This is a genomic window from Paraburkholderia terricola (assembly GCF_900142195.1).
Classification (GTDB): Bacteria; Pseudomonadota; Gammaproteobacteria; order Burkholderiales; family Burkholderiaceae; genus Paraburkholderia; species Paraburkholderia terricola.
In genome coordinates this window covers 239,975-263,747 of record NZ_FRAB01000002.1, presented here as the reverse complement: position 1 = coordinate 263,747, position 23,773 = coordinate 239,975, and the positions used below count along the sequence as shown (strand labels likewise).

19 protein-coding genes, 1 other RNA gene and 1 pseudogene are annotated in these 23,773 nt (G+C 64.0%); 11 read left to right on the top strand and 10 right to left on the bottom strand.

What is annotated here, in order from left to right; all coding sequences use genetic code 11:
• Nucleotides 1-21: 21 nt before the first annotated feature.
• The 5 genes from hisC to gyrA all read right to left on the bottom strand — a co-directional run bounded on the left by hisC (nucleotide 22) and on the right by gyrA (nucleotide 7,079).
• Nucleotides 22-1,134: a histidinol-phosphate transaminase gene (gene hisC, locus BUE39_RS03050; RefSeq protein WP_073427164.1), complete on the bottom strand. Its 1,113-nt coding sequence runs from the start codon at nucleotides 1,132-1,134 to the stop codon at nucleotides 22-24.
• Nucleotides 1,135-1,205: 71 nt separating this feature from the next.
• Entirely contained in the window at nucleotides 1,206-2,288 is a 1,083-nt protein-coding gene (gene pheA, locus BUE39_RS03045; RefSeq protein WP_073427163.1) for a prephenate dehydratase, read from the bottom strand.
• Between the two features lie 63 nt (nucleotides 2,289-2,351).
• Nucleotides 2,352-3,434, bottom strand: a complete 1,083-nt coding sequence (serC, locus tag BUE39_RS03040) for a 3-phosphoserine/phosphohydroxythreonine transaminase (RefSeq protein ID WP_073427162.1) — start codon at nucleotides 3,432-3,434, stop codon at nucleotides 2,352-2,354.
• A 282-nt stretch (nucleotides 3,435-3,716) separates the two neighbouring features.
• The gene (locus BUE39_RS03035) at nucleotides 3,717-4,319 is read right to left on the bottom strand and encodes a DUF2059 domain-containing protein (protein WP_073427240.1); all 603 of its coding nucleotides are present in this window, start codon (nucleotides 4,317-4,319) and stop codon (nucleotides 3,717-3,719) included.
• A gap of 123 nt (nucleotides 4,320-4,442) precedes the next feature.
• Complete coding sequence (gyrA, locus tag BUE39_RS03030; RefSeq protein ID WP_073427161.1) at nucleotides 4,443-7,079, bottom strand: DNA gyrase subunit A; 2,637 nt, start codon at nucleotides 7,077-7,079, stop codon at nucleotides 4,443-4,445.
• Between the two features lie 475 nt (nucleotides 7,080-7,554).
• Between gyrA and ompA the strand changes: the two genes are divergently transcribed.
• The 6 genes and pseudogenes from ompA (at nucleotide 7,555) to BUE39_RS03000 (ending at nucleotide 11,298) form a co-directional block, all read left to right on the top strand.
• On the top strand, nucleotides 7,555-8,202 hold the full coding sequence (ompA, locus tag BUE39_RS03025) for an outer membrane protein OmpA (RefSeq protein WP_073427160.1): 648 nt from the start codon (nucleotides 7,555-7,557) through the stop codon (nucleotides 8,200-8,202).
• A 211-nt stretch (nucleotides 8,203-8,413) separates the two neighbouring features.
• Complete coding sequence (gene ubiG, locus BUE39_RS03020; RefSeq protein ID WP_073427159.1) at nucleotides 8,414-9,112, top strand: bifunctional 2-polyprenyl-6-hydroxyphenol methylase/3-demethylubiquinol 3-O-methyltransferase UbiG; 699 nt, start codon at nucleotides 8,414-8,416, stop codon at nucleotides 9,110-9,112.
• Nucleotides 9,113-9,143: 31 nt separating this feature from the next.
• Nucleotides 9,144-9,857: a phosphoglycolate phosphatase gene (gene gph, locus BUE39_RS03015; RefSeq protein WP_073427158.1), complete on the top strand. Its 714-nt coding sequence runs from the start codon at nucleotides 9,144-9,146 to the stop codon at nucleotides 9,855-9,857.
• A 124-nt stretch (nucleotides 9,858-9,981) separates the two neighbouring features.
• Nucleotides 9,982-10,351: a transfer-messenger RNA gene (gene ssrA / locus BUE39_RS03010) on the top strand.
• A gap of 227 nt (nucleotides 10,352-10,578) precedes the next feature.
• A pseudogene (locus tag BUE39_RS03005) lies at nucleotides 10,579-10,842 on the top strand (substrate-binding domain-containing protein); the annotation flags it as partial.
• 96 nt (nucleotides 10,843-10,938) lie between these two features.
• A complete protein-coding gene (locus tag BUE39_RS03000) occupies nucleotides 10,939-11,298 on the top strand; it encodes a COG4315 family predicted lipoprotein (RefSeq protein WP_073427156.1) in 360 nt (119 codons plus the stop codon).
• A gap of 90 nt (nucleotides 11,299-11,388) precedes the next feature.
• Here BUE39_RS03000 and BUE39_RS02995 read toward each other — a convergent pair whose 3' ends face one another.
• Together BUE39_RS02995 and BUE39_RS02990 are read right to left on the bottom strand one after the other, a co-directional pair.
• Nucleotides 11,389-11,655, bottom strand: a complete 267-nt coding sequence (locus BUE39_RS02995) for a hypothetical protein (protein WP_073427155.1) — start codon at nucleotides 11,653-11,655, stop codon at nucleotides 11,389-11,391.
• A 108-nt stretch (nucleotides 11,656-11,763) separates the two neighbouring features.
• Nucleotides 11,764-12,843 carry a substrate-binding domain-containing protein gene (locus BUE39_RS02990; protein ID WP_073427154.1) on the bottom strand — a complete coding sequence of 360 codons (1,080 nt, stop codon included), beginning with the start codon at nucleotides 12,841-12,843 and terminating at the stop codon, nucleotides 11,764-11,766.
• Between the two features lie 137 nt (nucleotides 12,844-12,980).
• On the opposite strand from BUE39_RS02990, the gene BUE39_RS02985 reads away from it, so the two are divergent.
• From BUE39_RS02985 to BUE39_RS02970, 4 genes are read left to right on the top strand one after another with little or no spacing between them, the layout of a single operon-like run.
• Nucleotides 12,981-13,466 carry an NAD(P)H-dependent oxidoreductase subunit E gene (locus BUE39_RS02985; RefSeq protein ID WP_073427153.1) on the top strand — a complete coding sequence of 162 codons (486 nt, stop codon included), beginning with the start codon at nucleotides 12,981-12,983 and terminating at the stop codon, nucleotides 13,464-13,466.
• Nucleotides 13,463-15,031 (top strand): formate dehydrogenase beta subunit, encoded by a 1,569-nt coding sequence (locus BUE39_RS02980; protein ID WP_073427152.1) that lies wholly within the window; start codon nucleotides 13,463-13,465, stop codon nucleotides 15,029-15,031. The genes BUE39_RS02985 and BUE39_RS02980 overlap by 4 nt, the downstream gene beginning before the upstream one ends.
• Nucleotides 15,032-15,046: 15 nt before the next feature.
• Nucleotides 15,047-17,992, top strand: a complete 2,946-nt coding sequence (fdhF, locus tag BUE39_RS02975) for a formate dehydrogenase subunit alpha (protein WP_073427151.1) — start codon at nucleotides 15,047-15,049, stop codon at nucleotides 17,990-17,992.
• Nucleotides 17,993-17,999: 7 nt separating this feature from the next.
• The gene (locus BUE39_RS02970; protein ID WP_073427150.1) at nucleotides 18,000-18,251 is read left to right on the top strand and encodes a formate dehydrogenase subunit delta; all 252 of its coding nucleotides are present in this window, start codon (nucleotides 18,000-18,002) and stop codon (nucleotides 18,249-18,251) included.
• Nucleotides 18,252-18,362: 111 nt separating this feature from the next.
• On the opposite strand, the gene BUE39_RS02965 is transcribed toward BUE39_RS02970, so the two are convergent.
• From BUE39_RS02965 to BUE39_RS02955, 3 genes are all read right to left on the bottom strand, one after another.
• Complete coding sequence (locus tag BUE39_RS02965) at nucleotides 18,363-20,096, bottom strand: FAD-dependent monooxygenase (RefSeq protein WP_073427149.1); 1,734 nt, start codon at nucleotides 20,094-20,096, stop codon at nucleotides 18,363-18,365.
• Between the two features lie 137 nt (nucleotides 20,097-20,233).
• Nucleotides 20,234-21,364 carry a cation diffusion facilitator family transporter gene (locus BUE39_RS02960; RefSeq protein ID WP_073427148.1) on the bottom strand — a complete coding sequence of 377 codons (1,131 nt, stop codon included), beginning with the start codon at nucleotides 21,362-21,364 and terminating at the stop codon, nucleotides 20,234-20,236.
• Nucleotides 21,361-21,708: an ArsR/SmtB family transcription factor gene (locus BUE39_RS02955; RefSeq protein WP_073427147.1), complete on the bottom strand. Its 348-nt coding sequence runs from the start codon at nucleotides 21,706-21,708 to the stop codon at nucleotides 21,361-21,363. The genes BUE39_RS02960 and BUE39_RS02955 overlap by 4 nt, the downstream gene beginning before the upstream one ends.
• A gap of 140 nt (nucleotides 21,709-21,848) precedes the next feature.
• Between BUE39_RS02955 and BUE39_RS02950 the strand changes: the two genes are divergently transcribed.
• Complete coding sequence (locus BUE39_RS02950) at nucleotides 21,849-23,696, top strand: tetratricopeptide repeat protein (protein ID WP_073427146.1); 1,848 nt, start codon at nucleotides 21,849-21,851, stop codon at nucleotides 23,694-23,696.
• Nucleotides 23,697-23,773 lie beyond the last annotated feature (77 nt).

Below are 23,773 nucleotides of genomic sequence, written 5' to 3'. Positions count from 1 at the left end.
GCGCGGGTCAAGGATTACCGCTTAGGCGGTGGCGAGCGTTCTTTCCAGCGCCGCAAGGAACGCTTCGTTTTCTTCCGGCAGGCCGATCGTGACGCGCAACCATTGCGGCAGACCATAGTTGCCCACCGGCCGCACGATCACGCCCTGCTTCAGCAATTCGAGGTTGACACGGTTGCCGGCCGCGTCGTCGTTGCCGACGCGCACCAGCACGAAGTTGCCGTCCGACGGCACATACTCGAGACCGAGCTTGTCGAACGCTTCGGTCAGACGGCGATAGCCTTGCGCGTTCAACGCCGCGCTTTTTTCCAGAAACGCCGTGTCGTTCAGCGCCGCGATCGCCGCGGCTTGCGCCAGCGTGTTGACATTGAACGGCTGACGCAGACGATTCAGCAGATCGGTCAACTCAGGCTGCGCGATCGCAAAGCCGACACGCAAGCCCGCCAGACCGAACGCCTTCGAGAACGTGCGCGATACCAGCAGGTTCGGATAACGGCGCACCCACGCGATCGAGTCGTAGCGCTTGGCTTGCGGCAGATATTCCGTGTACGCCTCGTCGAGTACGACGGCCACGTTGCGCGGCACCTTGTCGAGAAACGCCTCGAGCTTCGGACCTTCGATAAATGTGCCAGTCGGGTTGTTCGGATTGGCGACGAAGATCAGGCGCGTGTCGTTCGTAATAGCCGCGAGCATCGCGTCGAGGTCGTGACCGTACTTGACGGCGGGCACGATGATCGCGCGCGCGCCCACGCCCTGCGTGGCCAACGCGTAGACCGCGAACGAATACTGCGCGTAGACGATCGACTGATCCTTTTCCACGAACGCGTGCGCCGCGATTTCAAGGATGTCGTTGCTGCCGTTGCCCAGCGTGATCCAGTCGGCCGGCACGCCGTAGCGTTCGCTCAGTGCCGCCTTCAACTCGAACGCATTCGCGTCCGGATAACGGCCGAGTTCGCCAGCTGCCTGCGCCATTGCGCGCTGCGCCGATTCCGGCATGCCCAGCGGGTTCTCGTTCGAGGCGAGTTTCACGATGGTCGCTTCGTCGAGGCCGAACTCACGCGCCACTTCCGAAATCGGTTTGCCCGCGACGTAGGGCGCAATCGCGCGCACATAGGAAGGGCCGAAAGACGCTGTCATGAAATCTCCGAACGATTATTAGCTAATGAGTATGCGGTTGACCTTGCAATGCCGCTGAACGCCGTTTGAAGCTATCGGGCGCGCGGGTACGAGCCCAGGATCTTCAGGAACGCGGCCTTCTCGCCAAGCTCGACGAGCGCGGCGGCGACCGACGGATCGTCCCGATGGCCTTCGACGTCGATGTAAAAGTAGTACTCCCACGTGCCGACGCGCGCCGGACGCGATTCGAAACGCGTCATCGAAACGCTGTGGCGAGCGAGCGGCTCGAGCAGCTTGAACACCGCGCCCGGCTCGTTCGCCACCGAAACGATCAGCGACGTCTGGTCATGCCCGCTCACGCCCGTGCGCTCCTTGCCGATCATCACGAAGCGGGTGCGGTTGTGCGGGTCGTCCTGGATCTGCGCATACGCGACTTGCAGACCGTAGTGCGTTGCCGCCCGATCGCCGGCGATGGCCGCGACGGTGGGATCTTCTGCCGCCATGCGCGCCGCTTCCGCGTTGCTCGACACCGCCTGGCGCTCCAGATGCGGTGCGTTCGTCGCGAGCCAGCGCTGACACTGAGCGAGCGCCTGCGCGTGCGCGCACACGCGCGTCACGCCCGCGAGATCGCCGTTTTGCGTCAACAGGTTGTGGTGAATCGGCAAAGCCAGTTCGCCGCCGATCGTCAGCTGGGTTTGCAGCAGCAGATCGAGCGTGCGCGACACCGCGCCTTCAGTGGAATTCTCGACCGGCACGACGCCGAATTCCGCGGCGCCCGCCTCGACCGAGCGAAACACTTCGTCGATCGACGGGCAAGGCAGGCCTTCGATCGACTGACCGAAGTACTCGTGCATCGCCTGTTCGCTATAGGTGCCGACCGGTCCCAGATACGCAGCCTTGATCGTCTTTTCGAGCGCGCGGCTCGCGGCCATGATCTCGCGCCAGATTGCGCTGATATGCTCGCTCGCGAGCGGGCCCTCGCTCATGTCCTGCAAGCGCGCGATCACCTGCTGTTCGCGCTCCGGGCGGAACACCGGCGCGTTGAAGTGCTTCTTCACCTCGCCCACTTCGAGCGCCACCGCCGCGCGCTGATTGAGGAGCGCAATGAGTTGCGCGTCGATCTCGTCGATACGTTCGCGAAGAGGTTTGAGTCGGGTATTGAGTTCGTCGTCCATGCTTGAAAACGGCCTTGCCGGTAGCTGCTGGAAAGATGCGCGCGCCTGAATGTCCTGACAGTTTCAGGCGCTGCGCTGTTCGAATTCCTTCATGTATTCGACAAGCGCTTTGACGCCTTCGAGCGGGACAGCGTTATAAATCGACGCCCGCATGCCGCCGACGGACTTGTGGCCCTTTAGCTGCACCATTCCCCGCGCTTTCGCGCCGGCCAGGAAATCTTCGTTGCGCGACTCGTCAGCGAGGAAAAACGGTACGTTCATCCGCGAGCGCGAGCCGCGCTCGACCTTGTTCAGATAGAAGCTGCTCGAATCGATCGCGTCATACAACAGCTTCGATTTTTCGAGGTTGCGTGCTTCGATCGCGGCTAGGCCACCCTGCTTCTTCAACCACTTGAACACCAGCCCCGCGACGTAAATCGCATAGGTGGGCGGCGTGTTATACATCGAATTATTCTCGGCAACGATCTTCCATTCGAATGCCGACGGACAAATCGCTTGCGCGCGATTGAGCATGTCTTCGCGCACGATCACGACCGTCACGCCCGCCATGCCGATGTTCTTCTGCGCACCGCCGAAGAGCACGCCGTACTTGGCGATGTCCATGGGACGCGACAGGATGTGCGACGATGCGTCGGCCACGAGCGGAATATCGCCGAGATCGGGAATTTCGAAAGTTTCGACGCCGTGGATGGTCTCGTTCGTGCACAGATGCACATAAGCCGGATCGTCCGACAACTGCCATTCCGAACGCTTCGGCGCGCGCGTGAAACCGTCGGCCGTTTGGCCGCTCGCAGCCAGATGCACGGTGCCGTACTTTTGCGCTTCCTTGAAAGACTTTTGCGACCACGAGCCGGTGACGACGAAATCCGCGCGCGGCTTCGCGCCCATCAGATTCATCGGCACGATCGCGTTTTCACCCAGACCGCCACCTTGCAGGAACAGGATGCGATGGCTCGCCGGCACCTCGAGCAACTCACGCAGATCGACGAGCGCTTCCTCGTGGATCGACATGAACTCTTTGCCGCGATGGCTCATCTCCATCACGCTCATGCCGCTGCCTTGCCAATCGAGCATCTCGTCGGCAGCCTGACGCAGCACTTCTTCTGGCATGGCCGCGGGGCCCGCGGAGAAATTAAAGACGCGCATCGTGAGATCCTGGAAGCAGGCGCGAAAACGGGAAATCGCGCAAAAAAACGGCGAAGCTGGGAGCCGCGAAGGCAACCATCATGAAGCTGACAACGCGATCCTGACGACCGCATCGCCAATAATTCCGCGCCGAAAAGAAAATGGCCGTTCGCGCTTGTGCGCAAACAGCCATTATCGCATTGTCGCCGCCAACCCGCCAAACCCCGCATGCCGTATAGCTTGCCGGGCGGCGGCTAGCGCGACATCAGCGCAGCCTTTCGACCTTTAGCTTGCCTGGCAGGCTTACTTCGCCGGCTTGACCGAAGCGACTTCCTTGTCGGCCTGGTCACGCGTTGCCTTGATCGATTGCGGCATGTACTTTTGCATGAGACCGTTCACGACGTCGCGGCCAACCTGGTCTTGCACCTGGATGAACTTGCGGCCGGTCGGGCTCTTGTAGAACGCGGTCAGGTCCTTGATTTCCGACGTGCTGTAGTACTTCGCGTATGCGTCGTATTGAGCTTGCATCGCGTCCTGACGGAAGCTGTCGGTTGCGAACACCTGGCCCGCGCCGTCAACCAGCTTCGGCACCGCATTTTTTTGCAGCGCCGGGACGGAAGCCTGCTTCTGCTTGTCCGTCATCGTCTTGTTTTCGCTCAGGGCGTCCGACAGGATGGCCGGAACCAGTTGCTTGGCTTGCATCTGCGCGCTGTTGCCAATTGCGCCGACGAGCTTCTGCGCGTCGATTGCGTCCAGCAGTTCCTTGATGGCAGCCTGCTTGGCCGGATCAACCGGTGCCGCGGCAGCAGCCGGCGCCGCCGGAGCCTGGCTCTGAAGCGCTTGAGCCATGGCAAGGGTCGGCACGAAAGCAGCCAGCAACATCAGTTGTTTGAATCGTTTTTGCATCATTACTCCCTAATAGAAATGAACTTGAACTGCGAGCTGCGCGAGACGCGTATCGGCCCGACACGCCATTATTCTCCGCGCAGCTTTCAACTCGTTACTGAGACTGAAAGCAGCCGACGCGGATCAAACCGCATCGCCATTTTCACCGCCGTTGTCGCCTTCGGCTGGACCTTCGACGTCGGCTTCCACATCGACATCCGCTTCCGCCTCAGCAACCTGTTGCAGACCTGAAAGCTTGGTCCCTTCGTCAAGGCTGATGAGTGTAACACCTTGGGTTGCGCGTCCCATTTCTCGAATTTCCGACACACGCGTGCGGATCAGCACACCAGTAGTCGTGATCAGCATGATCTGCGCCTCCTGGTCCACCAGCGTGGCGGCGACGACCTTGCCGTTGCGCTCCGACGTCTGGATTGCGATCATGCCCTTCGTACCGCGCCCATGACGCGTGTACTCGGTGATCGGGGTGCGCTTGCCGAAACCGTTCTCGGTTGCGGTCAGCACCGACTGCTGCTCGTCGCCCGCCACCAGCAGCGCGATCACGCTCTGGCCGTCTTCGAGCTGCATGCCGCGCACGCCGCGCGCCTCACGGCCCATCGGCCGCACGTCGTTCTCGTCGAAACGAACCGCCTTGCCCGAATCGGAGAACAGCATCACGTCGTGCTGGCCGTCCGTGATGGCCGCGCCGATCAGGTAGTCGCCGTCATCCAGACCGACCGCAATAATACCCTTGCGCAACGGTCGGCTAAAGGCTTCCAGCGGGGTCTTCTTTACCGTTCCCAAGGCGGTGGCCATGAAGACGAACTTGTCGGCCGAGAACTCCTTGACCGGCAGCACGACCGTAATCTTTTCGCCTTCCTGCAGCGGGAACATATTGACGATCGGCCGGCCGCGCGAATTCCGCGAACCCTGCGGCACTTCGTAGACCTTGACCCAATAAACACGGCCGCGATTCGAGAAGCACAGAATGTGATCATGCGTGTTGGCGATGAAGAGCGTGTCGATCCAGTCGTCTTCCTTCATGGAAGTGGCCTGCTTGCCGCGACCACCGCGTTTCTGAGCGCGATATTCGGACAACGGCTGCGATTTCACGTAGCCGGTATGCGACATGGTCACGACCATTTCCTGCGGCGTGATCAGATCTTCGGTGTTCAACTCGGTTGCGTTCAACTCGATCTTCGAGCGGCGCGCGTCGCCGAATTCGGCTTTGACCGACGTCAGTTCGTCGACGATGATCGCCGTAATGCGTTCCGGGCGGGCCAGAATGTCCAGCAAGTCGGCGATTTGCGCCATTACTTCGCGGTATTCGCCGATGATTTTGTCCTGCTCCAGACCCGTCAGGCGTTGCAGACGCATCTGCAGGATTTCCTGAGCCTGGGTATCGGAGAGACGGTAGAGTCCGTCGGACTGCATGCCGAAGGACGGATTCAATCCGTCCGGACGATAGGCTTCGCGACCACCGGCCGACGCGTTTTCCGTCTCGGCACGCGCCAACATCTCGCGCACCAGCGACGAATCCCACGGACGCGCCATCAATTCCTGTTTGGCGATCGGAGGAGTTGGTGCGGCCTTGATGATCGCGATGAACTCGTCGATGTTGGCGAGCGCCACCGCGAGGCCCTCGAGCACGTGGCCGCGTTCGCGGGCCTTACGCAGTTCGTATACAGTGCGCCGCGTCAGCACTTCCCGGCGATGCGACAGGAAGCACGACAGCATTTCCTTCAGGTTCAGCAGCTTCGGCTGGCCATCGACCAGCGCGACCATGTTCATGCCGAACGTGTCCTGGAGCTGGGTGGCCTTGTACAGATTGTTGAGCACCACCTCGGGCACTTCGCCGCGCTTGAGTTCGATCACGACGCGCATGCCGCTCTTGTCCGACTCGTCGCGGATGTCGGAGATGCCTTCGAGCTTCTTTTCGTTGACCAGTTCGGCGATGCGCTCCAGAAGCGAGCGCTTGTTCACCTGATACGGCAACTCGTCGACGATGATCGCCATGCGCTGGCCGCGATCGATTTCCTCGAAGTGCGTGAGCGCGCGCATCACCACGCGGCCACGGCCCGTGCGGTAGCCGTCGCGCACGCCGGCCACGCCGTAGATGATGCCGGCGGTCGGGAAATCAGGCGCCGGGACGATCTCGATCAGTTCGTCGATCGTGGCTTCCGGGTTCTTGAGCAGATGCTGGCACGCGTCGACGACCTCGTTGAGGTTGTGCGGCGGGATATTGGTCGCCATGCCGACCGCGATGCCGGACGAGCCATTGATCAGCAGATTGGGGATGCGCGCCGGCAGAATGGCCGGTTCGTTTTCGCTGCCATCGTAGTTCGGCGTGAAGTCGACCGTTTCCTTGTCGATGTCGGCCAGCAGTTCGTGGCCTATCTTCGCCATGCGGATTTCGGTGTACCGCATGGCCGCGGCGTTGTCGCCGTCGACCGAACCGAAGTTGCCTTGGCCGTCCACCAGCATGTAGCGCAGCGAAAAATCCTGCGCCATCCGGACGATGGTGTCGTAGACAGCGGTGTCGCCGTGCGGGTGATATTTACCGATCACATCGCCGACGATACGCGCCGACTTCTTGTAAGCCCGGTTCCAGTCGTTGTTGAGCTCGTGCATGGCGTACAGCACGCGCCGGTGCACCGGCTTCAGGCCATCGCGAACATCGGGAAGCGCACGCCCCACGATCACGCTCATCGCGTAATCGAGATACGAACGGCGCATTTCCTCCTCTAGGGAGATTGGCAGAGTCTCTTTGGCGAATTGATCCATTATCCGTATCTTTTACGTGCCAAGGCGGCAGTAAACCGCGCCTTCGCGTAAGCATTGCAGGCGCAACGCATCACGCGATTCTAACATGCCGCGTATTCCGCCCTGGCGCGGGTACGTATACCTATTAGCGGGCGCGCGTGAAGAGCGCGCCGCCGCCCCACTTTCGAGCCGAAGCAGGCTCGAATTGTGCGTGGCGCAATCCGCCGCTGAGCCATGACTGGCGGCCCGTCCAGGCGATTGCTTTTGTTGCGCATGCACCACAATTGGAGGGCGATTCGATCGGGGGCGGATTTTTTTATCGTCGGAAGGGAACGATATGGCAAAATGCCAACGCACAAAGAGTTAGACACTGCTCGAAGTCTACACAGCACCTTTTTTGTTCTGCACCGATGTTATACTTCGAGCAATGTATGACTTGTCTTCGTCAACAGGCTCGCAGTAAACCTGCGGTAATCTCAATTTCGAGAGGAGAAATATGAATAAACTTTCAAAGCTCGCGTTCATTGCAGCTACCGCGGTTATGGCTGCATCCGCCATGGCACAGTCGGTGCCGGCGTCGCGACAAGCTACGAACGACAACTGGGTGAATGGTACCGGCGAATACGTGTGGATGAACGGCACGAACGAACTCTGCTGGCGCGATGCATTCTGGACGCCGGCAACGGCCAACGCCAAGTGCGACGGCGCCCTGGTTGCTCAGGCTCCGACGCCGCCGGCTCCGGTCGCACCCGCACCGGCCATCACCAGCCAAAAGATCACGTATCAAGCTGACGCACTGTTCGACTTCGACAAGGCGATCCTGAAGCCGGCAGGCAAGGAAAAGCTGAACGATCTCGCATCGAAGATCCAAGGCCTGAACCTGGAAGTCGTCGTCGCAACGGGTTACACGGACCGCATCGGTTCGGACAAGTACAACGACCGTCTGTCGCTGCGCCGCGCTCAAGCTGTCAAGGCATACCTGGTCAGCAAGGGCATCGAATCCAACCGTATCTATACGGAAGGCAAGGGCAAGCGCAACCCGGTCACGACCGGCTGCAACCAGAAGAACCACAAGCAACTCGTCGCCTGCCTCGCACCGGATCGTCGCGTGGAAGTCGAAGTTGTCGGTACTTCGAAGCAGTAAGCTACAAATTACCGCAGTATCGAAAAGCCCCGCTTCGGCGGGGCTTTTTTTGTGTCTGCCCTCTGCGGCGCCAGCCGGTTCCCGAAACGCGGGCGCAATGCCTCCTCTAAATGCTTCGTGGCGCCGATGGACGGCATTTTGCCGCCTCGCCCCTCCGCCTATATACTCACGGTTTATCCTCGAGCACCCTCTCATCGAGGCAGCTTTCGCCATGACCAACGCCGATCCCCACGAACTACAGAAATTTAGCGATCTAGCGCATCGTTGGTGGGACCCGAATGCCGAATTCAAACCGCTGCACGAACTTAACCCGATTCGCCTGAGCTGGATCGACGCCCATGCACATTTGCCCGGCAAGAACGTTCTGGACATCGGCTGCGGCGGAGGCATTTTGTCGGAATCCATGGCAGGACTGGGCGCGCACGTTAAAGGCATCGATTTGTCGAACCAGGCGCTCGGCGTCGCCGATCTTCACAGCCTTGAAAGCGGCGTAACGGTTAGTTACGAAGAAATCGCCGCCGAGGCACTCGCAGCCCGCGAACCGGGAACCTACGACGTCGTTACCTGCATGGAAATGCTGGAGCACGTACCGCAGCCGGCCGCCATTGTCGAGGCATGCAAGACACTGGTGAAACCCGGCGGCTGGGTGTTCTTCTCAACGCTGAACCGCAATGTGAAGTCGTACCTGTTCGCTGTGATCGGCGCCGAATACATCGCGCGAATGCTACCGAAGGGCACCCATGACTACGCGCGCTTCATCCGCCCGTCGGAATTGGCGGGTTTCGTGCGCGCCGCCGGCCTGCGCACGGCCGATATCAAGGGCATTGTCTACAATCCGCTCAGCAAGCATTTCACGCTGTCCGCCGACACGAGCGTGAACTACATGCTCGCCTGCCGCCGCGACGTCTGATCCGCCCCGACCCGCCGGACCTGGACTATTAATGAGCGATCCCACGCCCCTGCCCCAACGCGAAGACAACGACGATGCGCTCGGTCTTTGCCAGGCCGTACTGTTTGACCTGGACGGCACCTTGGCCGACACGGCGCCTGATCTCGCGGCGGCCGTCAACAAAATGCGACATGATCGCGGCCTCGCGATGGTGCCGCTCGAAAACCTCCGCCCACTTGCTTCCGCGGGAGCGCGCGGGCTGATCTGCGGCGCGTTCGGGATTGGCCCGGAGGATCACGAGTTCGCCTCGATGCGGGAAGAATTCCTCGCTAACTACGAAGCCGACCTGTGCATCGAGACCACGCTGTTTCCGGGCATTCCCGAATTACTCGACGAACTCGATGCACGAGGCGTGCGCTGGGGCGTCGTCACGAACAAGGTCGCGCGGCTCACCGAGCCGTTGATCGCGCAACTCGGCCTCGAGGAGCGCGCGGGCTGCGTGGTGAGCGGCGACACGACGGCGCATTCGAAGCCGCACCCTGCACCTTTGCTGCACGCCGCGCGCGAACTGGACGTGGTGCCCGAGCGCATTGTCTACGTTGGCGACGACCTGCGCGACGTGCAAGCGGGCTTCGCCGCCGGCATGAAGACGGTGGCGGCCGCGTACGGTTACTGCGGCGACGACATTCCGCCGACGCAATGGCACGCACAACACGTCGTGCAATCACCGGCTGAATTGCAAAGACTGCTGCGCGAGATCGGCTAACATGCGCGCGGACTGCGCTGCGGCCGCGACAGCACAAGGCCGCGCCGCAAACAATCAGCGAGGACGCGGCGTTCAAACTATTGTAAAATTGCTGTTGGCCCATAAGTACTGGGCAACGAACCGCGGGGGCGACCTGGTTTCGACAGGGGTTGCGAAGCGGCTAGGGCATGTCGAGGACCCGTCACCTCGTTAATCAATGGGAAAAACGTAACTGCAAACGACGATACGTTCGCACTGGCAGCCTAAGGGCCGCCGTCCTCTGCCTAGTTCACTGACGGGCTAGAGTCGCAAGACCGGTAGCAATACCGACAGAGGTCATATACGTCAGTTAAGCCTTGGCGGTGTCACGACGTCCGGGTCGAAAATCTAGTGAATCGCCGTAGTGCAGCGTGTTCGTCCGCGTCGCTGCGGTTAAATCAAAAGACTGAACTAAACATGTAGAACTGGTCGTAGAGTGCTTCTGGACGCGGGTTCGATTCCCGCCGCCTCCACCAAATTCTGTTCCAGCAGAGTCCTAGAACCCGCGATAGCTTTTGCTTCGCGGGTTTTTTGCTGCCTGTCGCTGTCCTTCCCGCCGGCCACCCGCTCTGCCTGGCCGCCGCAACAAACCCGGGTTCACAAAACACCGCTCATGATGGAAGATGCGCCGCATCCGCGCGCGCGCCGCCGCCCACACGACGCATTTCTCATAGTCCATTCTCCAGTTCTGTCCCAAGGCGACCGTGTCCCCGATCGGCTCGTCGTCGCGAACGGCGAATATCATTTGGGCTTTCAGCAGGTCAGCGAGTCGCTTCCGGTGCCAACCCAGCACCAGTTCGTCGGCAAGATTCCGGAACCGCTGCAGTCGGTCACGCGCTACGCCGCCCACATTCCCACCCGCACGCGGCATCCGCAGGAAGCGCGGCAATTGCTGCAGCTTCTCGCCTCGCCCGAAGCCGCCGCCGACATCGCCGGAACCGGTCTCGACCCGCCGAACAAGAAGTGAATGGAATAAACGGCAACGCTCGATCGTTTGTACGTCACGCGCGGCCGCACGCCGCGTTCCGCGCGAGACCAACACCAAAATTCAGGAGCCGACAACATGCGCAAGACTCTCTTCTGCCTCGCCCTTCTCGCACTGCAGCAGACGGCGTTCGCCGAGGCGCCGAAAGTCGTCGACGGCCGCTTCGTCACCGCCGACGGCATGACGCTTTACACCTTCGACAAGGACACCACGCCTGGCGTGAGCGCCTGCACTGGCGGCTGCGTGAATTATTGGCCCGCGGCAACAGCTAGCCCATCGGACAAGCCATCGGGCGACTGGACGCTGATTCCCGGCGCCGACGGCAAGCAGCAGTGGGCGTACAAGGGCCGTCCGCTCTATCGCTACGCGGCCGATAAGCAGGCGGGCGATACGAAGGGAGACGGCTTCAAGGACGTGTGGCATACGGCGAAGCCCTGAACGAGCGTCAGTCCCAAACAGCCAGGCAGTACGCCCAAACGCAAAACGCCGGCAGAACGCCGGCGTTTCGCCAACAAACAGAACCCCCGCTTACTCGTCTTTCGGACACTGCAGGTTGCAGCCGTTCGGGTCGCCCATGTCGCCGCGCTTGCGCTTGGCCGACTTGTTGCCGTGCTGATATTTGTCCGAAGGCGCGGATGCGGCGAACGGCATTTGCGGATGTTCCGCGAGGCGGAACTCGTCCTGCAAGATGCCGCCCGGCACACCGGGCGAATTCTGTGCAAAGGCAACCGAAGCAGTGGCGACCAGCACACCGGCCGTCGCGGCGGCAACGCATGCGTGAAGAAATACTTTCATGTCGATTCAGCGCGTTCGCGCGCGGTTAGGGTCAAAGCGGAAAGCTGAGAGAGTATCCCAAACGGACACCCCGCGCAGTGCCCAACCCTGCTTTATGTTTACAACGGCTTACGCCGCGGCTTCGCCGAGTCCAAACTCCAGGTCGAGCAGCTTGCCGCAGTCGCGCGGATCGTAGCCTTCGAGGTGGTCGACGCTCTGCCGGAACGCCGCGCCGCGCAGCAATTCGATCACCGTCGCGAGCGGCCCGCGCTCGAGCCGCGCGCGGTCGCACGCGAAGTAATAGTCTTCGTCGACGACCGGAATGAAGTCGAGCCCGAAATGATGCGCGGCGGGCTCCACGCCGAAGCCCGCATCCGCCATGCCGCTCGCCACGAACGCCGCGATCGCCGAGTGCGTGAGCTCGGTCGACGCATAGCCGTTGACGCGATCCGGATCGACCCCGACTTTGCGTAGCGCAAGATCGAGCAGCATGCGCGTGCCCGAGCCGGGCTGGCGAGTGACGAAGCGAATATCGTCGCGCGCGAGATCGCTCAGGCCGCCGATTCCCTTCGGATTGCCCTTGCCGAGGAAGAGCCCCTGCTTGCGCCGCGTCAGATGCACGAGCACATGACGCTGCGGATCCAGCCAGCGCCGATAGGTATCGGCACAGACCGCGCGAAACTCGCCGAGCGGCAAATGAAAGCCGGCCAGATCGCATTCGCCGCGCGAGAGCGCAATGACCGAGTCGGCGCTGTCGCGGTACTTGATATCGACCGGCAGATCGTTGGCGACCAACGTCGTGACGAGCGCGGCCACCGCGTAGCCATGCGACGCGTGAATGCGCACGTTCTCGGTGGGCGGCGCGAGCCAGCGGTTCAGATCGCTTGCCACCTCGCTCGCGAGCGCCCGCATGTTGCCGTCGAGCCGCTCGCCGCACAGACGTTGCGCGCGCAGCACCGCTTGCCCGAGTTCGGAGAGCACGGAGCCGCGGCCGCGTTCCTTCGCGATCAGAGGGCCGCCCAAACGCTCCTCGATACCACGCAGCAAACCCCACGCGTGACGGTAGGACAAACCCTTAAGCGTCGCCGCCTGCGCGATGCTGCCGGACTCGTCCACCAACGCGAGCAGCGGCACCACGTCCGACAGGCTTACCTCCCGGCCGTCCGGACCCTTCACCACCAGTTGTGCCTGGCACTCTATCCTGATCATATATGCTCAATCATTTCCTATTGCGCAAGCCGTTCCTGCCGCATATCGTTGGGTATCTTATATATCTAACAAGCAAAGCATACGTGCACGCATTATGAATCACAAGTGCATATATATGACTTTGGAGGAGCCCCCACTTGGACGATTCAAACGCCATCGCGCCGGAGCAGATCGTGCAGCGTCACGCACAACCGGGAATGTCGCTGCTAGCGGTACTGCACGCGATTCAGGACGAACTCGGCTACGTGCCGCCTGACACGGTCGCGCCGCTCGCACGAGCGATGAACCTGTCGCGCGCGGAAGTGCACGGCGTCATCACCTACTACCACCACTTTCGCACGCATCCCGCCGCGCCTGTCACGGTGCAACTGTGCCGCGCCGAGGCATGCCGCAGCATGGGCACCGAAGCGCTCGCGCAGCATATCGAGGCGCATACCGGTTGTCGATTCGACGCGGAGCATCAGCATGATGCGACGGTCGAACTGGAATCGGTGTACTGCCTCGGCCAGTGCGCGCTGTCACCGGCGCTGATGCTCAACGGCACCTTGCACGCCAGGGTCACGCCGCAGAAGTTCGACGCCATCTTCGCGGCCGCCAGCAAATGTGTGGAGGTGACGGCATGACGCGCATCTACGTTCCCTGCGACTCCTCCGCGCTGGCGCTCGGCGCCGATGCGCTTGCCGAAGCAATCGCGGCCGAGGCTGCACGCCGCGGCATCGAAATCGAACTGGTTCGCAACGGGTCGCGCGGCCTGCTGTGGCTCGAGCCGCTCGTCGAGGTCGCAACCGCGGCAGGCCGCATCGGCTACGCGAACATCGAGGCGAGCGACGTCGCGGCGCTCTTCGACGCCGGCTTCGTGGAAGGCGGCGAGCATGCGCGGCGCGTCGGCGTGGTCGACGACATTCCCTACCTGAAGAAGCAGCAGCGCCTGACCTTCGCGCGCATCGGCATCACCGATCCGCTTTCGATCGACGACTACGCCGCTCACGGCGGCCTCGAAGGTCTGCGCAACGCATTGCAAACCGACGGCGACGCCGCCTGCGAAGCCTTGATCGAATCCGGTCTGCGCGGCCGCGGCGGCGCGGCCTTCCCGGCCGGCATCAAATGGCGCACGGTGCGCGGCGCCAAGGCGGCGCAGAAGTACATCGTCTGCAATGCGGACGAGGGCGACTCCGGCACCTTCTCCGATCGCCTCGTGATGGAAAGCGATCCCTACGTGCTGATCGAAGGGATGATCATCGCGGGCGTTGTGACCGGCGCGACGGTCGGCTACATCTACGTGCGCAGCGAATATCCGCATTCGATCGCGACGCTCGAAGCCGCGATCGCCAAGGCGCGCGCCGCCGGCTGGCTCGGCGACAGCGTGCTCGGCTCGGCGCATCGCTTCGACCTGTTCGTGGCGAAGGGCGCCGGCGCTTACGTGTGCGGCGAGGAAACCGCGCTGCTCGAATCGCTCGAAGGCAAACGCGGCATCGTGCGCACGAAGCCGCCGGTGCCCGCGCTCGTCGGTCTGTACGGCCAGCCCACGGTGATCAACAACGTCATCACGCTCGCCACCGTGCCGATCATCTTCGCGCGCGGCGCGGCGTTCTACAAAGACTTCGGCATGGGCCGTTCGCGCGGCACGCTGCCGTTCCAGCTCGCCGGCAACGTGAAGCAAGGCGGCCTGGTCGAACTCGCGTTCGGCGTGACGCTGCGCGAACTGCTGTACGACTACGGCGGCGGCACGGCAAGCGGCCGGCCGGCGCGCGCGGTGCAGGTGGGCGGCCCGCTCGGCACGTATCTGCCGGAAAGCCAGTGGGACATTCCGATGGACTACGAGGCGTATGCGGCGGTCGGCGCGGTGGTCGGCCACGGCGGCCTCGTCGTGCATGACGACACGTCGAACCTCGCCGAACTCGCGCAGTACGCGATGCATTTCTGCGCGCTCGAATCCTGCGGCAAGTGCACGCCATGCCGGATCGGCTCGACGCGCGGCGTCGAGGTGATCGCACGGATCCGCAACGGCGATACCTCCACGCGGCAAGTGCAGTTGCTGCGCGATCTGTGCGACACGATGGTGTCCGGATCGCTGTGCGCGATGGGCGGCATGACGCCGTTCCCGGTTCTCTCCGCGCTCGACCATTTCCCCGAAGACTTCGGTCTCGCCAACCTAGACGATAGCGCGCCCAAAGCGGCCGCGGCCTGACCCAGGAGCCCCACCATGTCCGACATGCTCAACTCCCCTGCCGGCGGCTGCGGCTCCGGCAACTGCGCGTGCAAATCGCAAGCGCAACAACGCGCGACCCGCTCGGTGTACGACGACACCGACTACGGCACGCCGGCGCGCCACGCCGACATCGACGTCACGCTCGAAATCGACGGCCAGTCGATCACCGTTCCAGCGGGCACTTCGGTGATGCGCGCCGCCGCCGAGGCCGGCGTGAACGTGCCGAAGCTCTGTGCGACCGATTCGCTCGAACCGTTCGGCTCGTGCCGTCTGTGTCTGGTCGAGATCGAAGGCAAGCGCGGCTATCCCGCGTCGTGCACGACGCCGGTCGAAGCCGGCATGAAGGTCCGTACGCAAACGGATCGTCTGCAATCGCTGCGCCGCAACGTGATGGAGCTGTACATCTCCGATCACCCGCTCGATTGCCTCACCTGCCCCGCCAACGGCGACTGCGAACTGCAGGACATGGCGGGCGTGACCGGCTTGCGCGAAGTGCGCTACGGCTTCGACGGCGCGAATCACCTGAAGGACAAGAAAGACGAATCGAATCCGTACTTCACGTATGACCCGTCGAAGTGCATCGTCTGCAATCGCTGCGTGCGCGCGTGCGAGGAAACGCAAGGCACGTTCGCGCTGACCATCGCCGGGCGCGGTTTCGAATCGCGCGTGGCGGCGAGCGAAAACAAGCCGTTCATGGACTCGGAATGCGTGTCGTGCGGCGCGTGCGTCGCCGCGTGCCCGACCGCAACCCTGCAGGAGAAAACCGTCATCATGCTCGGCCAGGCCGAGCACTCGGTCATCACCACTTGCGCGTATTGCGGCGTCGGCTGCTCGTTCAAGGCGGAGATGAAGGGCAACGAGGTCGTGCGCATGGTGCCGCACAAGAACGGCGCGGCCAACGAAGGCCACGCCTGCGTGAAGGGCCGCTTCGCCTGGGGCTATGCAACGCACAAGGACCGCATCACCAAGCCGATGATCCGCGCGAAGATCACCGACCCGTGGCGCGAAGTCAGCTGGGAAGAAGCGCTCAACTACGCGGCTTCGGAGTTCCGCCGCATTCAGGCGAAGTACGGCCGCGATTCGATCGGCGGCATCACGTCGTCGCGTTGCACGAACGAGGAAACCTATCTCGTGCAAAAGCTCGTGCGCGCCGCGTTCGGCAACAACAACGTGGACACCTGCGCGCGCGTGTGCCACTCGCCCACCGGCTACGGCCTGAAGACCACGCTCGGCGAATCGGCGGGCACGCAGACCTTCGCCTCGGTCGACAAAGCCGACGTCATCGTTGTAATCGGTGCGAATCCGACCGACGGCCATCCGGTGTTCGGCTCGCGTCTGAAGCGCCGCGTGCGTGAGGGCGCGAAGCTGATCGTCGTCGATCCGCGCCGCATCGATATCGTCGATACGGCGCACGTGAAGGCCTCGCATCATCTGCAATTGCGCCCCGGCACCAACGTGGCCGTCGTGAATGCGCTGGCTCACGTGATCGTGACCGAAGGCTTGCTGAACGAAGCGTTCGTCGCCGAGCGTTGCGACACGCGCGCCTTCCAGCAATGGCGCGATTTCGTGGCGCTGCCGGAGAACGCGCCGGAAGCGACCGAGCAAGTCACCGGCGTGCCGGCGCAAGCCGTGCGCGAAGCCGCCCGCATCTACGCCACCGGCGGCAACGCCGCGATCTACTACGGCCTCGGCGTCACCGAACACGCGCAAGGTTCGACCACGGTGATGGGCATCGCGAATCTGGCGATGGCCACCGGCAACATCGGCCGCGAAGGCGTGGGCGTGAATCCGCTGCGCGGTCAGAACAACGTGCAGGGCTCGTGCGACATGGGCTCGTTCCCGCATGAGTTGCCGGGCTACCGCCACATCAGCGACACGGTCACGCGCACGCTGTTCGAGCAAGCGTGGAACGTCACGCTGCAGCCGGAACCGGGTCTGCGCATTCCGAACATGTTCGACGCGGCGCTCGACGGCAGCTTCATGGGCCTGTACTGCCAGGGCGAGGACATCGTGCAGTCCGACCCGAACACGCATCATGTATCGGCGGCGCTGTCGTCGATGGAATGCATCGTCGTGCAGGATATTTTCCTGAACGAGACCGCCAAGTACGCGCACGTGCTGCTGCCGGGTTCGTCGTTCCTCGAAAAGGACGGCACCTTCACCAACGCGGAGCGCCGCATTTCGCGCGTGCGCAAGGTGATGCCGCCGCTGCCGGGTTACGCGGACTGGGAAGTGACCATACTGCTCGCGCGTGCGCTCGGCTACGAGATGGACTACACGCATCCGTCGCAGATCATGGACGAGATCGCGCGTCTCACGCCGACTTTCCACGGCGTCTCGTACAAGAAGCTCGACGAGCTCGGCAGCATTCAGTGGCCGTGCAACGAGAACGCACCGGACGGCACGCCGACCATGCACATCGACACCTTCGTGCGCGGCAAGGGCAAGTTCGTCATCACGAAGTTCATCGCGTCGCCGGAAAAGGTCACGCGCAAGTTCCCGCTGCTGCTCACGACGGGCCGCATCCTGTCGCAGTACAACGTGGGCGCGCAAACGCGCCGCACCGAGAACTCGCGCTGGCACGACGAGGACCGGCTGGAAATCCATCCGCACGATGCCGAGGAACGCGGCATCAAGATGGACGACTGGGTCGGCATCGAATCGCGTGCGGGGCAGACCGTGCTGCGCGCGAAAATCACTGAACGGATGCAGCCGGGCGTCGTCTACACGACGTTCCACTTCCCCGAATCGGGCGCGAACGTGATCACCACCGAGAGCTCGGACTGGGCAACCAACTGCCCGGAATACAAGGTGACCGCGGTGCAGGTGATGCCGGTCGAACAGCCGTCGCAATGGCAGAAGGACTACTCGCGCTTCAACACCGAGCAGCTGGATCTGCTGAAGCATCGCGAGTTGGCCAACGTGACGTCGGGCAAGTGAGGCGAGCATGGACAAGCAGAACCTGATCGACATGGCGAACCGGATCGGCGAGTTTTTCGAGTCGATGCCGGATCACGACGAAGCACTCGCCGGCGTCGCCGATCATATCCACCGCTTCTGGGAGCCGCGCATGCGGCGCGCATTGCTGGCGTCGCTGGATCACCCGGACGCCGACGGCATTGCGATGTCGGCGATCGTCAAGGAAGCGCTCGTCAAGCATCGTGAGGCGCTGACGCCGGCTGCGCCCGCCACGGCCTGAGCAGGCGCGGCTGTCGCCATGTTTTGGCGCAAGCGGGCGGCAATTGCCGCCCGCCCGTCACCCCACCGCAACCCACCGCAACACCCCGCAGCCAGCACGCGAGGCGGCCCCTCACAGGGCCGCCTGCTCCGGTATCTCGCCACTCACCGCAAACCACGCTTCGCAGTGCCGCGCCAGGCCGTGTAGATCGGAGCCGGTGCGCCCGCGCGCGCTGATGTAGCCGTCCGGCCGCACCAGATAGAACGACGGCCGCGTGCGTCCATACGATTCGGCGAGCGCGGGACCGCCGTCGCCGGTCGTATCCGTGATGCGCCAGATGCGCACCGCGCCCGGCAGCAACGTCTCCACTTCGGCGGCGAGCCGCTCCAGTTCCGCGTCCGGCGGCGGCGCGTGCTTCGCCGCGGGATCGAGCGGCGTTTCGTCGACGGGCAACGGCGGCACCAGCAGGAACAGCGAGAAGAACGCCGGGTCGTGCAGATCGTAAATGCAGCCGACGCCCGGCGCGCGGCCGAGCGGTCCGTCCACCACATGCACCAGCGCATCGGGCGCCCTTTCGCCGGCACGCGGGCCGCCGTCGAGCACGCGTTCAAACGTAAGCGGACTGCGCCGGTACTGGATCGACAACTCGCTGATGGTCAGGCGCGCCGCATCGCGCAGCGGCCCAAGCGCGGCGAGCACCGGCATCACGCGCTCGCGCAGCAGCTTCAACGGCCCATGATCGGCCTCGGCCATCTGCGTGATGAAGCCGGTCTGCCGCAGCACGTCGCGTTCGATTGGATGACGTTCGAGATGATAGGTGTCGAGCAAACGGTCCGGCGCCGCGCCCTTTAAAACGAGCGCGAGCTTCCAGCCGAGATTGAACGCTTCCTGAATGCCCGTGTTCATGCCTTGCGCGCCGGCCGGACTGTGGACGTGCGCGGCGTCGCCCGCGAGGAAGATGCGGCCGACGCGCAGCCGCTCGACCATCCGGCTGTTCACATGAAAATACGACGACCACGCGAGATCCGACACGTCGACTCGTTCGCGCACGCGCCGCGCGATCAGCGCCTTGCATGCTTCGAGCGACGGCGCCGGCACGCTGTTGAGCGGCGGCTCGCCCAGCACCGCGGGCGTCGCGAGCATGGCGCGCGACACGCCGCCAGCAGGCTCGGCCGCATGATCCGCGATCAGACGATGCCGGCCATGGCCCATCGGAAACAACGCGACCAGGCCCTCGCCGGAAGCGAAAATATGGAATTCGTCTTCGGGCCAATCGGTTTCGGCGTGCAGATCGGCGAGCAGGAAAGTCTGCTCGAAGGTCTTGCCCGTGAAGCTCAAACCCAGCCGATGACGGATCGCGCTGTGCGCGCCGTCGGCGGCGATCATGTACGACGGACGCAGCGTTTCCGTGTGGCCGTCCGCGCGCCGCAGCGTCGCCTGAATGCCCGCGGCGCCCTGCGAAAACATGGTCAGTTCGACGCCCCGTTCGACCGTCACGCCGAACTCCGCCAGATGCTCGGTCAGCAGACGTTCAGTCACCGACTGATCGAGAAACAGCAGATACGGATAGCGCGTGTGCAGCGGATCGAAATCGAGCTGCGCGAGCCGCATGCCGTTGGAAAAAAGGTTAGCGGCACGCGCGCGATGACCCCGTTCCAGAAACCGCTCGACCAGCCGATGCTGCTCGAGTAGTTCGAGCGTGCGCGCCTGGATGCCGATGGCCCGCGAGTACGGGTTCGGTCGCATCGCTTTGTCGATCAGACGCACGGGGATGTGGGCACGCGCGAGACTCATCGCCGCGGCAAGCCCGGTGGGCCCCGCCCCGACGATCAGCACCGGCGACGCGTCGTTTGCAGCAGCGTCCATGCAGAACTCCGGAGACAACGGTGCGCTCTAGTGTACGCCGCCAACCGCTTGCTCAACGGTGCGCCGCATCAATCGCGGGGGCGCGGACAAGTGTGCGGCTGTTGCGCTTCGTCGCGATGCCGTGCGTGTGCCGCGCGTCAATGCGCATGCGGCGGATGGTCCATCGCGCAACGATGCTCGGTCGTGCCGAGGTCGACTTGCAGCGTCGCATGCTGCATCGAAAAACGTTCGCGCAGCGTGACGACGATGCCGTCGAGCGATTCGTCGCCGGGATGGCCCGCCGGCATCACCAGATGTGCGCTGAGCGCGTTGCCGGTAGTCGACAGCGCCCAGACGTGAAGATCGTGCACGTCGACGACGCCCGGCTGATCCGCAAGATAGTCGCGAATGCGCTGCATATCGACGCCCGGCGGCACGGCGTCGAGCGCGAGATGCGCCGAATCGCGCAGCAGACCCCACGTGCCGTACACGATCACCGCGACCACGAGCAGGCTCATCACCGGGTCGAGCCACGTCCAGTTGGTGTAGAGAATCGCGAGGCCGCTGAGCGCGACCGCCGCGGAGACGCCGGCATCCGCGGCCATGTGCAGGAAGGCGCCGCGAATGTTCAGGTCTTCCTTCTGACCGCGCATGAAAAGCCATGCGGAAATCCCGTTGACCACCATGCCCACGGTGGCGACGACGAACACCGCGAGTCCGGCGACCGGCGCCGGATTCATCAGGCGCCCGATCGCCTCGGCGACGATCACGCCGCACGCGAACAGCAGCAGCGCCGCGTTGGCAAGCGACGCGAGAATCGACGAGCTCCCGAAACCGAACGTGAAGCGTGCCGACGGACGCCGCGTGGCGAGCCATGTGGCGCCCCACGCGAGCAGGAGGCCGAGTACGTCGGAGAGGTTGTGGCCGGCGTCGGCGAGTAGCGCGGTGGAATGCGCGATCACGCCGTAGACGGCTTGCATCATCACGATCGCGACGTTCAGCGCGACGGCGAGCGCGAATGCGCGACCGTGGCCGGCGGCGGGCGCGTGGGCGTGGGCGTGGGCGTGGTGGGCGTCGCTGTGGCTGCCGCTGCTGTGGCTGCCGCTGCTGTGGCTGCCGCTGCTGTGGCTGCCGCTGCTGTGGCTGCCGCTGCTGTGGCTGCCGCTGCTGTGGCTGCCGTCGCTGTGGCTGCCGTCGCTGTGGCTACCGCCACCGTGGCTGTGGCTATGGCCGACGTGTTCGTCCTCGCGCTCGTCGTCAGGGCGGTTCGGGGCAACGTTGTTCTTCATGTCGAATCCAGAGGAAATTCGCTGGCCGGTTCGGCCACGTGCTCGAGCATCCCGGCCAGCATCGCGCTGATGTGGCGGTCCGCGGCGAGGTAGAACACCTGCTTGCCCTGCCGCTCCGCGCGCACGATTCGCGCGGCGCGCAGCAGCCGCAAGTGGTGGCTCACCAGCGACGGCGATAGACGCAGCGCCTGCGCCAGCGCGCCGACCGCGCGCCGTTCGTCGGCGCACGCCAGCACGATGCGCAACCGCGTCGGGTCGCCGAGCAGGCGGAACAGATCGGCCAGCGGCACGAGGGTGTCCGCGGAACGCTCTTCAGGGCTGCTCGGCGGCGCGGAAGAAACCATGACAGGCGGTAGCGTGAGCGTACATATGAACAGGTATTCATACGTTATACATTATTGAGACGACCGGTCAAATCGCAGCGCGGTCCGGCGAGTGTGGGAAAATGCGGCGGTTCGTTTCATCCGGCCCACCCTTCCCCGTCATGCAACCTGTATTTGACCGCGCTTTCGCGGCGCATCGTGACGGCCGCCTCGACGACGCCGAACGCGGCTACCGCGCGACGCTCGACGGCAATCCCGCGCACGTCGATGCGTTGCATCTGCTGGGCGTTCTGCGCCACCAGCAAGGCCAGCACGCCGAAGCCGCCGAGCTCGTGCGGCGCGCGGTGAACCTGCGCCCGCAAGACGCCGCGCTGCAACTGAATCTCGGCAACGCCCTGAAGGCGCTCGGCAAACTCGAGGACGCCATCGAACGATTCCGCAACGCGCTGACGCTGGCGCCGTCCTTCCCGATGGCGCACTACAACCTCGGCAACGCCTATGCCGCCGCGGGCCGTCATGAAGACGCCGCCGATGCCTTCGCGAAATCGCTGCGCCTGCAACCGAACGACGCCTCGTCGCACAACAACCTCGGCAATGCGCTGCACGCGCTCGGACGCCACACGGAGGCGATCGCGTCGTTCCAGCGCGCGCTCGAACTGCGTCCCGGCCACGCGGGCGCGCTCAATAACATGGGCATGTCGCTGAACGCGCTGGGTCGCGCGGACGAGGCGATTCCGTGCTTCCAGGCCGCGCTCGCCGCCGAGCCGCGCTTCGTCGCCGCGCACTTCAATCTCGCCAATACCTTCGACGCCACCGGCCGTCACGCCGAAGCGGTCGCGTCATTCGAGGCCGCGCTCGCCTTGCAGCCGAACCTGCCGCCGGCCATCTACGGCATGGGCAATGCGCTCGCGGCGTTGGGGCGTCATGCGCAGGCGCTGCCGTATCTGGAGCGCGCGGTCGGTCTCGATCCGCAATTCGCGCTCGCATGGCTGAGCCTCGGCGCCGCGCATCAGGCGCTCGGCGCGCACGCCACGGCCGTGCGCGCGTTCGACCAGGCGTTGCGCTTGCGCCCCGACCTCGCGAGCGCGCACATGAACCGCGCGCTGGCATGGCTCGCATTGCGCGATTTCACACGCGGACTGCCGGAATACGAATGGCGGCTGCAAACGATGGCGCAACCGGCGATCCAGACGCTGCCGCGCTGGCACGGCGAGCCGATCGAACAGCGCACGCTGTTCATTCATGCCGAACAGGGTTTCGGCGATACGCTGCAATTCGTGCGCTTCGTCCCGCTGGCCGCGCAGCGCGCGGCGCGCGTCGTGCTCGAAGTGCAGCCGCAACTGCTGCCGCTGCTGGCGACGGCTGCGGAAGCCTGGCGCGTCACGCTGATCGCCCAGGGCGCGCCGCGCCCCGCCGCGGATCTGCACTGCCCGCTGCTGAGCTTGCCGCTCGCGCTCGGCACCACCTACGACACCATTCCGGCCCGCACGCCCTACCTCAGCGTGCCGCCCGCCTATGCCCGCAAATGGCGCGGCTCGCTCGGCGGTCAGGCAAAACGCAAGATCGGCATCGCGTGGTCGGGACGCATCCAGCAAAACGAAACACGTTCGATGCCGCTCGCCGCGCTCGATCCGCTCTTCGCGCTCGACGGCATCGACTGGATCGTGCTGCAACCGGAACTGAGCGCCGAGGAACGTGCGGCGCTCGACGCACATTCGCGGGCGGCGTCGATTCATCGTTTCGACGAGCGGATCGGCGATTTCGCGGACACCGCGGCGATCATCGCGCGGCTCGACGCGGTGGTGTCGGTGGATACGTCCATCGCTCACCTTACCGGCGCGCTGCGCAAGCCGCTCTGGCTGATGCTGCCGTTCGCCGCGGATTGGCGCTGGTTTGCCGGCGAGACGCGCAGTCCCTGGTATCCGGGCGCGACGCTCGCGCGTCAGCCGCGGCCTGGCGCATGGGGTGAGGTGGTCGAGGCGGTGGCGGACGAATTGCGCCGCGGCTAGGCGCGCCGTTCGCCCTGCGTCGTTCGGCGATCGCGGCGATCGCGTTGCCTCGGCAGCGGCAAAAGAAAAACCCCGCG